Below are 12,829 nucleotides of genomic sequence, written 5' to 3'. Positions count from 1 at the left end.
ATATTTTTCTTTAGATTTTATTTTTCTTTTTTCACTTTAATGATGCCCAGGTTTACGCCTGTTATGGTAGCATCGTCGCCATCGGTATTGCTAAATTCAATAATCTTGTCTTTGCGTTTATCAACAGCCGCTATCATCACATTAAACACATCGCCCAAACTACGGATTTTGTGTTTCTTGGCAGGTGCTTGTTTATTGGCAGTAGCAACCTGTGTTGGTATTACCTGTGGTGTACTTGCAAAAACCGGGACTTCCTCAATATGTTTTGCCATTATTTTGGTTGCCGTATCCGGCACAACGGGCTTTATTACTTCCTGCTTATGCGTAGCCGAAGCTAACACCGGCTGATCATTCTGCTTAACTATATCCTGTGTTTGCGCCGGCCCGGCGATGATTGTTTTTTCGATAACCGGTTTCCTGCGTGCTTTATATATTTTGATGCCTGCTAAACTATTTACCGGGGCTATAACTGCAATCACGTTCTTTTTGTTTGGCTGATTAGCAGGCTGTGCATCAGCAACAGTTTCAGCAACCTGGGCAGCGGGTTTTAATGATTGTTTAATAGCAGCCACTCCATCAGCTTTTGATTTGGTTACCTTAACTTCCTTCGGGATAGATAGCAGCCCGGCGGTTATCAATAATATTACACCCGCGGCAACGCTCAGGAAAGGTGCCAGTGATCTTTTACGTTTACCTGCATTTAATTCTTCGGTAATGCCGGCCCACACTTTTGCAGATGGCTCTATCTCATAACCATCCAATGCCGATTGAAACAATTTATCCAGATCCTTATCCTGCATATCCATAACTTTTACCCTCCATTTTTGCAATTTGTTCTTTTAATATTGTGCGAGCCCTTGATAGCTGCGATTTTGAAGCGCCTTCGGTGATGCCTATGATATCGGCAATTTCCTTGTGCGAATAACCTTCCAACGCGTACAGGTTAAATACAATACGGTAACCCGGCGCCAGTTGTTGTATCAGTCCCATCAGCACCCTGGCATCCAGGTTTGCAGCGGCTATCGGGTTAACTGAAGGCTCTGTACCTGCATCGCCCATATCAACCATCTGCATCATTTTATGATGCTTGCGATAGTATTCAATGGAGCTGTGTACCATAATGCGCCTTACCCAGCCTTCAAACGAACCTTCCCCTCTATAGTCAACCATTTTTTGAAATACCTTTATAAACCCATTCTGCAACATGTCTTCGGCCTCCATTCTGTCGGTAGCGTAGCGCATACACACAGCCAGCATTTTGCCAGCCAATTGTTTATACAACAATTCCTGTGCTTTGCGGTCGCCGGTTTTGCAACGGTCCACCAATTGTTCAAGAGTATATTTAGGTTCCAAAAACATCATTTAAAAGTAAGATGGAAACAGAGGCTAAATGGTTGCATGGGGTATGAAATATTTTTTAATTATGATGACTGCTGTCTAAATCTTCTATAAAGTAAGCTATCTTTATTTATAATGAAGAAAATACTAACCATAATAGTACTCATCATACTATGCCTACCCTTATTCGCACAAACTAATAAAAATGAAACTTACATCCTCCTTAAACCCGATCGTGTTTTTGACGGCCGACAGATGCACAGCGGTTGGTGGGTACTGGTAAAAGATGATCATATTGAAGCAGTAGGTGAGCCCGCTGCTATCAAAGCACCATCAAATACCAGGGTGATCAACCTGGCAGGCACCACCCTGATGCCGGGCTTAATAGAAGGCCATTCGCATCTTTTTTTACACCCCTATAATGAAACCCCATGGAACGACCAAGTGCTTAACGAAAGCCGTGCCGAGCGTACTGCAAGGGCAGTAAACCACGCCCGCGCAACTTTAATGGCTGGCTTTACCACGGTGCGTGATCTGGGTACCGAAGGAGCTGCTTATGATGATGTGGGATTAAAGACAGCCATAAATAAAGGTATAATCCCTGGTCCGCGGATGCTGGTGGCTACCCGGGCTATTGTGGCAACAGGTAGTTATGGTCCTAAAAGCGAAGTTGCTGAAGCTGAGATCATAAAAGGGGCGGAAGAAGCGGATGGGGTAGATGGCATTACCAAAGTTGTACGATCGCAAATTGGTCATGGTGCCGATGTGGTAAAAATATACGTTGATTACCATTGGGGACTGAACGATACTGCCGCCCCAACTTTTACCGAAGATGAACTGAAAGTAGCTGTACAGGTAGCCAAAAGCAGCGGCCGTATAGTCGCGGTACATTCATCAACTACAGAAGGCATGCGCCGGGCTATTGCTGCAGGTGTAACCACCATTGAGCATGGCGATGGCGGCACCCCGGAACTATTTAGGTTGATGAAGGAAAAAGGCATAGCGCTTTGTCCAACCATAAACGCAACCGAATCGATATTGGGTTACCATGGCTGGAAGAAGGGTATCGACCCTGATCCTTCCGCTGTTAAACAAAAACACTACATTTTTACCGAAGCGCTAAAGGCCGGTGTTACCATTTGTATGGGTGGCGATGTTGGTGTGTTCAGCCACGGCGATAATGCACTGGAAATGATATTAATGGCCGAATATGGCATGAAACCATTGGATGTGCTGCGTTCTGCAACATCGGTCAATGCTGCCATGTTTGGGTTGACCGATGTGGGAAATATTAAGATTGGTTACCTTGCGGATCTGGTTGCTGTTGTTGGTAACCCTGTTGAGGATATAAAGGTTTTGAAGGTGGTGAAGCTGGTTATGAAGGGTGGGGTTATGGTGAAGGAGTGAGACAACTCATAAGTGCTAAGTTACAACGGTAAGCTGTGCTATGGGATGCTGAAACAAGTATCCGGCATTACTTTTAGATTTTTGCCAATTGTGTCATATACCTTGTATATCAATACTCCGTAGCCCCAATATCAAAAGCAGTCCCATTAGGGCGTTTGATGCCATAATAATCAAAACTCACACCGTATGATAACACGTTTGCGCCTTTGTTGATAAGCGGGGATGAGGATAGCAAATGAAAATCGCCGGCATTGTAATTCACAAATTTACAGGTGCTTACATTTGCATTTACATAATTATTGGAGGCTGTAAGTTTAACACTGGTGCTTTTTCTGATGATGGCGAGGCTGGTGTTTGCCTGTATAATAACGTTGTTGATAACGGTATTCATGGGGATGGTTTCGGAATTTAATTTGATACCGCCCAAAACGGAAGCAACGATGGTGTTGTTAATAAACTGAAAATGTGGACCGGGGGTGTACCTTGAATCGGCAAAAATGCCGTAGCTTTTTGAATTGATGATATAGTTATTAAATACCAGGTTATCGCCAAGGCCGAGAACGATAATGCCGTTACCGGGCGCATTCCTGATCTGGTTATTATAGCATTTTCCGCCGGTACCTTCTCCTATCTGGATACCGTTATCCTGGTAGGCCGAAAAAGGACTTATTCCCGGAGTTTTAACTAAGTTACTATAAATTTCGCAGCCGGAAGTGGCGCTGCCCACCTGGATACCTTCGCTGCCGGTAGAGTCGGTAAGGTTTCTGTAGATCTTGGCATTCACCACATCATGAGGTAAAACCTTACCGCAGGAAATCGATACCCCATCGGCATAAAAGGAATTGCCTATATACAAGCCTTCGCCACCTGTTTTGTGTACGTAGTTATCGCGGATGATTACATTTTTCATGGTGAAATGACCACGCCATGTTGCAGGGTCGCACGATGGGTCGGTTTTGGCCATAATACCAGCAAAGCCACTGTTACGAACTTCCACATTGGCGATCTCAAAATCTGTACTCAGGTCATCCATCGTCATCCCGATATTGCCGCCGTTTACATCAAAGCCATACTTAATAGTTGAAACCCCATTTCCGAGGATCTTAAAATATTGGCAATTTTGTGTTTTAAACCCGTACGAAGCAGTAATAGCTGTAGAAAAAGTTACTTTACCACCTTTGTTAACAACGATAATAGGGGCCGCCGCCGTTCCTTTAAAATTTTTAAGCAGTAAGGCACCCCTTTTCCCTGCGGGGATATACACTATGGTTCCTGCGGCTATCTTAGTGCCATCAACCATCCATTCAGAAGGCTGAACAGTATATGTAGCGATGGCAGTGGCCTGGGTTTGTAAATTGGAGGCTTCGGCACCCTGAGCCGGGCTAAGCGGTTGATCAATTTTATTAATGCTTTTGGTACACATCGCGAAGGATGATAAAACCAGTGCACCGGCTATAATGCGGATCAGGGAGTTTTTATTTGTCATCTATAAATTTCAAGTAGAAGTAAAATATGCCGAATGCAAAGCATCAGCATATTTCGGGTTTTTCTGTTTTTCGGATTGGTATACGTTACTTTTAGAATTATGGTTACTAAAATATGTGCAACCGATTTATGGATTGGTGATTTTAGGGAGTAACCAGACTATCTAAAACCCTATCTTCGCTCATACTTCACAAAACTCTATGGCGTTACGGCAAACGATCTCTTTTTTTGATAAGCTAAGTAAACAGGTGATCAGCATACAGGTTGCCGAGTCGGCACAGCTGCCCCAAAGCGCCGGCTACTGGAATACCGAAACTAACCAGATTTTATTAGGCCCCGAGCGGTTTAGCGAATGGGAAACACTAACCGGTCACCTGGAAAAACAAATAGAATTTATATTCGGCCTGCAAAAAGTGACGAGGCCGTTGGTGGGGTAAGAGGGGAAAGTGCTTTTTGTGGTAGGCTATCTGGGATGATTCACAAAAAAACTTTTTGTCATCCTGAACGATAGTGAAGGATCTGTTAGCAGACTTTACAGGGCGAAGAAGCATGGTGAATAATAGATCCTTCACTATTGTTCAGGATGACAAACTTTCTAAAATGTCAAATTCCCTTTAACCTCCTTAACCTTTCGCTTTCCCCTTTCACCTCCCCCCTTTCCCCCAAAGAAACCCACATAAAAAGGTCATATTGTTATAATTCCCACTAATAAGTGTAATAGATGTTTATATCATCCTTATAAAAAATTAAATTTGCACCTGCAAACAAACATTCTTTTGGACAGAAAACTGATAATTGGAACAAGAGGTAGCGATTTAGCGCTATGGCAGGCTAATTTTGTTAAAGACAGCCTTGCTGCTTTAAACATAACAGCCGAACTAAAAATCATTAAAACCCAGGGCGACCGCATACTCAACCTCAGCTTTGATAAGCTGGAAGGGAAGGGTTTTTTCACTAAAGAATTAGAAGAAGAATTACTGGCTGGCACTATTGATCTTGCGGTTCACTCGCATAAAGACCTGCCAACTGAAAACCCTCCGGGACTCATAATCGCAGCAGTTTCAGAACGGGAAGACCCCTCTGAACTGTTGTTGATATTGAAAGATTGTGTTGATGTGCACCAAAAGCTATCGGTTAAATACGGTGCTACCGTGGGTACATCATCCAACAGGCGTAAGGCCCAGCTGCTGGCTTACCGTCCCGACCTGGAGATAGAGGAGCTGCGCGGTAATGTGCCTACCCGTATTGGCAAACTGCGCGATGAAAAATATGATGCCATTATGCTGGCCAAAGCCGGTGTTAGTCGTTTAGGGATCGACCTGAGCGAGTTTCATGTAGAAGAGCTTACCCCCGCCGAGTTGATCCCTGCACCTGCGCAGGGCGCTTTGGCTATCCAGATTCGCGAAACAGATCATGAACTTTTTGAGGCCCTGCAAGCCCTGCACCACCCGGATGTTGCCGAGGAATTAGCTGTTGAACGTACTGTACTTAAATTATTTGGTGGTGGCTGCCACCTACCCCTGGGCGTTTATTGCCGCAGGGATGAGGGCATGTTCCAGGTATTTACATCTAAAGCCAACGAGGGCGATGAATTTCCCGATCGTTTGTTTGTAGAAGCTGCAACTACCGAAGGTTTGGCTCAAAAAATAGTAGCCAAGTTTGCTAAAGACAGGAAGTTTCCGCTTAAAGTTTTCATATCGAGAGAACTATCTGATCAAAGTTATTTTAAAAAGTCGATGGAAAACCGTGGCATCCAGATAGAAGCCCGTTCCCTGATCCGCACCGTACCGGTGATGACCAAACTCGACTCCTATATATTAAAAAATATCGACTGGGTATTTTTCTCCAGTAAAAACGCGGTGGAGTATTTCTTCCAGCTGAACCCGCAATTCCCTAAAAAGGTAAAGTTTGGCGTTATGGGCAGCGGATCTGAAGAGATGCTGCGCCGTAAAGGTTACTTTACCAACTATGTAGGCGAGGGTACCGATACTGCCGACGTAGCCGAAGAATTTGCCAAACTGGCCAATGGTTCCATTGTACTTTTCCCCGGTGCCGAAAGCCCGATGAGGAGTATCCAGCAGGGTTTATCTGCCGATACAAAAATTATTGACCTGCCGGTTTACGAAACCGTGCTTGAAGAAGATGTGGAAGCCAGCGGCGCTGATGTAATGGTGTTTACCAGTCCATCAAACGTAGAGGCTTATTTTGCCGGCAACCTGCTTGATCCATACCAAAAAGTGGTGGCGATAGGTAAATCAACCGGCAAAAAGTTTGATGAAATGGGTGTAAAATACACGCTGCCTTACTCGCCCGATGAAGTTGGACTGGCAGAAGCAGTGTTTGGATTATAAGACGTTCATTGGTTCACTGGTTCATTTGTTCATTGGTATCGCTTTTAGAAGCCTTGCCAATGTGTTAGGATCCATGAATTAAGGAACAAAAAATCATATAATGCTCGTTGGCTCTTTAGCTCAGTGGTTTATGCAGGATCAGCCTGAAAAGACCAATAAACTAATGAACCAATGAACTAATGAACCAAAAAATGTTACAAAGACCACGTAGAAATCGTAAAAGTGAAGTAATACGCCAAATGGTGCAGGAAACGCATGTTAGCGCGGCTAACCTGATTTTCCCGCTGTTTATTGTTGATGGTACATTCCAGAAAACAGAAGTTGCTTCCATGCCGGGTATATACCGCTATTCTATTGATAATTTGCTGCGCGAGATCGAGAGCTGCCTTAAACTGGGTTTAAATTCGTTTGATCTTTTCCCTAATATCGATGAATCTTTAAAAGATACAATGGCTACCGAAAGTCACCGCGAAGAAAGTTTGTACCTGCGGGCTATCCGCGAGGTAAAGAAGAACTTTCCGGAGGCTTGTGTAATTACCGATGTAGCGATGGACCCATACAGCAGCGATGGCCACGATGGCATTGTTAAAAACGGCGAGATCCAGAATGATGAAACGCTGGAAGTTTTGGGTAAAATGGCCCTTGCTCATGCGCAATGCGGCGCGGATATTATTGCTCCATCAGATATGATGGACGGTCGTGTAGGATATATTCGCAATGTGTTGGACGAAAACGGCTTTACAAACGTTTCTATCATGTCTTACTCCGCCAAGTATGCAAGCGCGTTTTATGGCCCTTTCAGGGATGCATTAAATTCGGCTCCTAAATTTGGCGATAAAAAAACCTACCAGATGAATCCCGCCAACCAGCGTGAAGCACTGATAGAAGCCAATTTGGACGAGCTGGAAGGCGCCGACTTTTTAATGGTAAAACCGGCCCTGCCTTACCTGGATGTAATAAAACTAATAAAAGATAATACCGAACTTCCGGTAGCTGCCTATAATGTAAGCGGCGAATATGCCATGATTAAAGCTGCCATACAACGCGGCTGGCTTAATGAGCAACGTGCCATAACCGAGGTGCTTACCAGCATCCGCAGAGCGGGCGCCACAGCTATTTTGACTTATCATGCCAAGGAAGTTTTGGAGAATAAATGGATTTAATTGAGGTTGAAGGTGAAAGGCAAAAGGCCAAAGGGAAAAAGCCAAAAGTGAAAGGTTAAAATAAAAAATTAAATAAACCCGTCATCGCGAGGTACGAAGCAATCCCAAACTATCCAGAGCGGATTTGCAAATCGGGGATTGCTTCGTACCTCGCAATGACGGAAATTTTAAACTTTAGGATTTTAAAAAATTAGAGTTTAGAAATTAGAATTTAGAGTTTAAAAAGATGTTAGATTCAATAAAAAAGATGTTTTCGGGGGATACTAATGAGCCTGTAAACAGTACCGGTAAACCAGATATCAGCAGGGAAAAATCTGCCGAATTGTATGCGAAAGCCAAAACTTATTTCCCTGGTGGGGTTAACTCACCGGTAAGGGCTTTTAAATCAGTATATGGTACACCCCTGTTTATTCAAAAGGGCGATGGCAGCCATATCTGGGATGCAGACGGTAACGAGTTTATTGATTTTTGCTGTTCATGGGGACCGCTCATCCTTGGTCATAACAACACTAAGGTACGGGAAAAGGTAATTGAGGTGATGCAACATGGCATGTCTTTCGGTGCGCCAACGGCCCTGGAGAATGAACTGGCAGAGCTGATACTGAAGAACAATAAATTTATTGAAAAGATCCGTTTTGTAAGCTCGGGTACCGAAGCCGTAATGTCGGCCATCAGGTTGGCCAGGGGTTACACCAAACGCGATAAGATATTAAAGTTTGAAGGCTGCTATCATGGGCACGTAGATGCGCTGCTGGTTAAAGCAGGCTCGGGCCTGGTAACTTTTGGCGAAACCTCCTCGGCAGGCGTACCAAAAGCCTTTGCCGATGAAACCATCGTAGTGGCACTAAATGATAAAGCTGCGTTGACAAAAGCTTTCGAGGACTTTAAAGACCAGATAGCCGCGGTAATTATTGAACCCGTACCGGCTAATAACGGCTTGCTGTTACAGGAAAAAGAATACCTGCAATTTTTACGCGAGCTATGTACCCAAAACGGCACCGTGTTGATATTTGATGAAGTGATATCGGGTTTCCGTGTTGGCTTTGAAGGCGCGGCTGGCTATTACCAGATCAAGCCGGATATTATAACCTATGGTAAAATTATAGGAGGTGGCTTGCCTGTAGGCGCTTATGGCGCATCGGCAGCTATCATGAGTAATGTATCGCCAGAAGGTTCAGTTTACCAGGCTGGTACACTATCGGGCAATCCGGTGGCTATGGCGGCGGGTATTGCGCAGTTGAGTGAGTTGTTACGCATGGGCTTTTACCGCGACCTCAATAACAAAACTGAAGAATTTACCGAGGCTATACAGCGTTTTGCTACCGCCCGCAATTATAAATTTAAGGTATTTGGCATCGGTTCGATATTCTGGTTTGCTTTTACAGATAAAGAGTATATTCGTAAAGCCGAAGATATTGATGCCTCCAGTATGGAGAAATTTAAAAAGTTTCATCGTGAATTAATTAACCGCGGTATTTACCTCGGTCCATCGGGTTATGAGGTTGGTTTTATATCATCGGCACATACTAAAATTGATTTAGAGAAAACAAAAAGAGCTATTTTTGATAGTCTTGATTTGGTATTTAACGGGAAGTAAGCTGGTGGGCAGTTTTCAGTTGGCAGTTCTCAGTTTGCAGTTCGTAAAAAAAACAGAACTTCAAACTGCCAACTGAATACTACCAACTGCAAACTGCAAACCGAGAACCGCAAACCGCAAACTAATAAAACAAAGTAATGAAAAGGACATTTGTAATTTTTTATGCGCTTATCATATATGCCGTTGCCGAGCTGATTTGGTGGGGATATATGCTGGTTTCCCTGCAGCCAAAGCGTACCGGTATGATACTGGGCGAAGGTTGCATGTTTATCACTGTATTTGTAATTGGGGCCTATAACCTGCACAAATCATTTAACCGCCAGCAAAAGCTATCTGAGCAAAAAAAGAACTTTTTGTTATCGGTAACGCATGAGTTGAAATCGCCGCTGGCATCTATCAAAATATTACTGCAAACTATCCAGAAACGCAATCTCTCCAAAGAGCAAATACTCGATTTTATTGGTAAATCGCTGAATGATGTAGAGCGGTTGGATGATATGGTTGAGAATATGCTGCTGGCATCAAAAATTGATAACCGCTCATATAGTTTTCCAAAAGCCAGTTTTAACCTGTCGGTATTGGTAGATAGCATTGTAAACCGCCTGCAGGTAACCAAGTGCGATTGCAACCAGCAGATCATCGATGCCGAAATTGAACCTAAGATTGAGATCACCGGCGATAAGTTCGCGCTTACATCGGTAGTGACCAATTTAATCGAAAATGCGGTTAAATACTCAAGCCCATGCTCGGCCGTTGCAGTAAAACTCTTCTCCAAAGACGATAAAATTTATCTTGAAGTTGCCGATCATGGAATTGGAATAGCAGATGATGAAAAACCCCGTATTTTCGACAAGTTTTACCGTGTAGGAAGTGAAGATACCCGCAATACCAAGGGTACCGGCTTGGGCCTTTATATAGTAAAAGAGGTGCTTGATAAGCACCATGCCAGCATCAGAGTGAAAGACAACCGCCCGGCAGGCAGCGTTTTTGAAGTTGTTTTTGGATTAACCTAAATTATAGTATATGCAAAACAAGAAGAGAATTTTATTAGCCGAAGACGAAGAGCATTTGTTAGAAGCCATCAAACTTAACCTGGAGCTGGAAGGTTATAAAGTTTCTACAGCTAAAAACGGTAAAAAAGCTTTACAGTTATTTAAAGAAGAGCGCTTTAACCTGGTGATATTGGATGTGATGATGCCCGAGATTGACGGCTTTGTTGTGGCTGAAACTATCAGGCTGGAAAATACCGAAGTGCCTATCATGTTTTTAACTGCTAAAAACACCAACGAGGATAAAATTGCCGGTCTTAAAAAAGGTGCCGACGATTATTTAACCAAGCCGTTTAACCTGGAAGAATTGATACTAAGGGTAAACAACCTGGTAAAACGCAGCCTGAAAGGTGATGACCTTAAAGAGTTTAACAGCTATAAGATAGGTGAAAAAACCATTCACTTTAACTCGTTTGAACTGGTTAATGAAGATGAATCAATCACTCCGCTTACCAAAAAAGAAACCATGCTGCTTAAGCTTTTAATTGAGCGCAGGAATGACGCGGTATCTCGTGAGCAAATATTGGAAACTGTTTGGAACTATGACGTTTATCCGTCAACACGTACCATTGATAACTTTATCCTTACGTTCCGCAAGTATTTTGAACCAGATCCTAAAAACCCGGTTTATTTTCACTCTATCCGCGGTGTGGGCTATAAATTTACAGATAATCAGCATTAATGTTCAGTAACAGGACACGTATATTCATCGCCTTTATTTTCCTGTTATCGTTGGGTTTACTGCTGTACCTTGGTATTTATGAGTTGGCCGCGGTAGCGGTATTGATGATTATTTTATTGATCTGGGATTACTTTAGGCAAGGCACCCTGGTGGTTGCGGCTAAGTTTTTTCACCATAAGGATTTTGACAGGGCCGAGGCCTTGCTGAAGGAGATGAGTAACCCGCGGTGGCTTAGCAAAAAACGTCGCGGTTATTATGAGTATATCTACGGTGGTATCTGCATTAATAAACAGGATTTTGAAGCCGCCGAAAAGCATTATGAAACAGCGGCGCAATATCCGCTACAGTCATTAAATGATCATGTGGCGGCATTGGTTACCGTAGCCAATATTAGTATAAGGCATGGCGACTATGAAAAAGCCAATGCCTACCTGCTACTGGCCGAGCAGCACGATGATAAAATTACAGCCAAAATGAAGGATGTGATCAGCAAGCTTCACAAGGAAATTAAAACAAAAAATAAGGGTTAAGAATCAAGAGTCAAGAATAAAGACTGGAAAATGTATAGCGGATAGGCTCAGGCCATGATCGCTCCTTACAAAAAGTCTTAACTCTTGATTCTTAATTCTTGACTCTCTTTTAAAAAATATGAGAGATTCGTTATTAATAAAGGCAGCTTTTTCCGAGAAAACAGAACGCCCGCCAGTATGGATGATGCGCCAGGCTGGCCGTTTCATGAAAGAATATTGGGATATCAAAAACAAGTATTCCTTTTTGGAAATGTGCAAAACACCAGAGCTTGCTGCTGATGTTACTATGCTGCCGGTTAATTTATTGGGTATTGATGGCGCCATCCTGTTTTCGGATATATTGGTTACAGGCGAAGCCATGGGTGGCGATCTGAGCTTTAACCAGGGTGTTGGCCCTAAGTTTGCCAACCCGGTACGTACTCAAAAAGACATCGATAACCTGCAAACCGATGTGGGCGACAAGCTGCAATACGTGGCCGATGCCATTAAAGTAATTCAGCAGCGTTTAAATGGCAGCATCCCGCTTATAGGTTTTGCAGGCGCGCCATTTACCGTGATGAGTTATTTGGTTGAAGGCGGATCATCAAAAGATTTTAAACTTACCAAACTGATGCTGCATAATGAGCCTGCAATGGCCCATCAGCTGTTATCAAAAATTGCCACCGTTACGGCAGATTATCTTAACCTGCAAATTGAAGCCGGTGTAAATGCCGTACAGATCTTTGATAGCTGGGCACAAGCCCTGGCATGGGATGATTATAAAGAATTTAGTCATTATTACATTCAACAGATCATCAGCAAGCTGAACAGGAAAGATATCCCGGTGATCTCCTTCTGTAAAGGCAGCTCGGTTTTTGCACCCTTAATGGCCGAAGCCAAACCCGATGTGATCTCGATAGACTGGAATGTTGATCTGCTGGATATTAAAAAGCGTTTACCTGCCGGCATAGCTGTACAGGGCAACCTTGATCCGCATATATTATACGCCGATAAAAAAGTAATTAAAGACCGCATCTACCGCCTGTTCGACCGTATGAAAGACGAGCCCGGCTTCATCTTCAACCTGGGTCACGGCATTATGCCCGATATCCCTTTTGATAATGTAAAGTACGCGGTAGAAATTATAAAGGAATACAGGAACTAAGCCCCCCGACCCCCCTAAAGGGGGAGTTATCGTTGGGGTAAAATAAATAATGCAAATCAAAAAGTTCCCCCTTTAGGGGGTTA

Annotated in this window: 12 protein-coding genes; 9 read left to right on the top strand and 3 right to left on the bottom strand. The window is 43.5% G+C overall.

Annotated features, from left to right (window positions below):
- Window positions 1–17: 17 nt before the first annotated feature.
- Both AC1DYB_RS26765 and AC1DYB_RS26760 read right to left on the bottom strand, forming a co-directional pair.
- Window positions 18–830: a hypothetical protein gene (locus AC1DYB_RS26765; RefSeq protein ID WP_477439537.1), complete on the bottom strand. Its 813-nt coding sequence runs from the start codon at window positions 828–830 to the stop codon at window positions 18–20.
- Entirely contained in the window at window positions 790–1,359 is a 570-nt protein-coding gene (locus AC1DYB_RS26760) for an RNA polymerase sigma factor (RefSeq protein ID WP_477398445.1), read from the bottom strand. The genes AC1DYB_RS26765 and AC1DYB_RS26760 overlap by 41 nt, the downstream gene beginning before the upstream one ends.
- Before the next feature lie 114 nt (window positions 1,360–1,473).
- On the opposite strand from AC1DYB_RS26760, the gene AC1DYB_RS26755 reads away from it, so the two are divergent.
- Window positions 1,474–2,745 (top strand): metal-dependent hydrolase family protein, encoded by a 1,272-nt coding sequence (locus AC1DYB_RS26755; protein ID WP_477439535.1) that lies wholly within the window; start codon window positions 1,474–1,476, stop codon window positions 2,743–2,745.
- 109 nt (window positions 2,746–2,854) lie between these two features.
- On the opposite strand, the gene AC1DYB_RS26750 is transcribed toward AC1DYB_RS26755, so the two are convergent.
- Window positions 2,855–4,231 (bottom strand): right-handed parallel beta-helix repeat-containing protein, encoded by a 1,377-nt coding sequence (locus tag AC1DYB_RS26750; protein WP_477439533.1) that lies wholly within the window; start codon window positions 4,229–4,231, stop codon window positions 2,855–2,857.
- Window positions 4,232–4,430: 199 nt separating this feature from the next.
- Between AC1DYB_RS26750 and AC1DYB_RS26745 the strand changes: the two genes are divergently transcribed.
- The 8 genes from AC1DYB_RS26745 (at window position 4,431) to hemE (ending at window position 12,746) form a co-directional block, all read left to right on the top strand.
- Entirely contained in the window at window positions 4,431–4,667 is a 237-nt protein-coding gene (locus AC1DYB_RS26745) for a hypothetical protein (RefSeq protein WP_295714340.1), read from the top strand.
- 339 nt (window positions 4,668–5,006) lie between these two features.
- The gene (hemC, locus tag AC1DYB_RS26740; protein WP_295714336.1) at window positions 5,007–6,581 is read left to right on the top strand and encodes a hydroxymethylbilane synthase; all 1,575 of its coding nucleotides are present in this window, start codon (window positions 5,007–5,009) and stop codon (window positions 6,579–6,581) included.
- A gap of 191 nt (window positions 6,582–6,772) precedes the next feature.
- Window positions 6,773–7,744, top strand: a complete 972-nt coding sequence (hemB, locus tag AC1DYB_RS26735) for a porphobilinogen synthase (protein WP_477397836.1) — start codon at window positions 6,773–6,775, stop codon at window positions 7,742–7,744.
- A 226-nt stretch (window positions 7,745–7,970) separates the two neighbouring features.
- Window positions 7,971–9,341: a glutamate-1-semialdehyde 2,1-aminomutase gene (gene hemL / locus AC1DYB_RS26730; RefSeq protein WP_295714330.1), complete on the top strand. Its 1,371-nt coding sequence runs from the start codon at window positions 7,971–7,973 to the stop codon at window positions 9,339–9,341.
- Between the two features lie 137 nt (window positions 9,342–9,478).
- On the top strand, window positions 9,479–10,354 hold the full coding sequence (locus AC1DYB_RS26725; RefSeq protein ID WP_295714327.1) for a sensor histidine kinase: 876 nt from the start codon (window positions 9,479–9,481) through the stop codon (window positions 10,352–10,354).
- A gap of 10 nt (window positions 10,355–10,364) precedes the next feature.
- A complete protein-coding gene (locus AC1DYB_RS26720; protein WP_295714324.1) occupies window positions 10,365–11,072 on the top strand; it encodes a response regulator transcription factor in 708 nt (235 codons plus the stop codon).
- Window positions 11,072–11,602, top strand: a complete 531-nt coding sequence (locus AC1DYB_RS26715; protein WP_295714321.1) for a tetratricopeptide repeat protein — start codon at window positions 11,072–11,074, stop codon at window positions 11,600–11,602. Before AC1DYB_RS26720 ends, AC1DYB_RS26715 begins: the two co-directional genes overlap by 1 nt.
- A 118-nt stretch (window positions 11,603–11,720) precedes the next feature.
- Window positions 11,721–12,746: a uroporphyrinogen decarboxylase gene (gene hemE, locus AC1DYB_RS26710; protein ID WP_295714318.1), complete on the top strand. Its 1,026-nt coding sequence runs from the start codon at window positions 11,721–11,723 to the stop codon at window positions 12,744–12,746.
- The last annotated feature ends 83 nt before the right edge of the window (window positions 12,747–12,829 follow it).

Source organism: Mucilaginibacter sp. P2_A4 (genome assembly GCF_056405015.1).
This window is presented reverse-complemented; position numbering and strand designations above follow the sequence as displayed.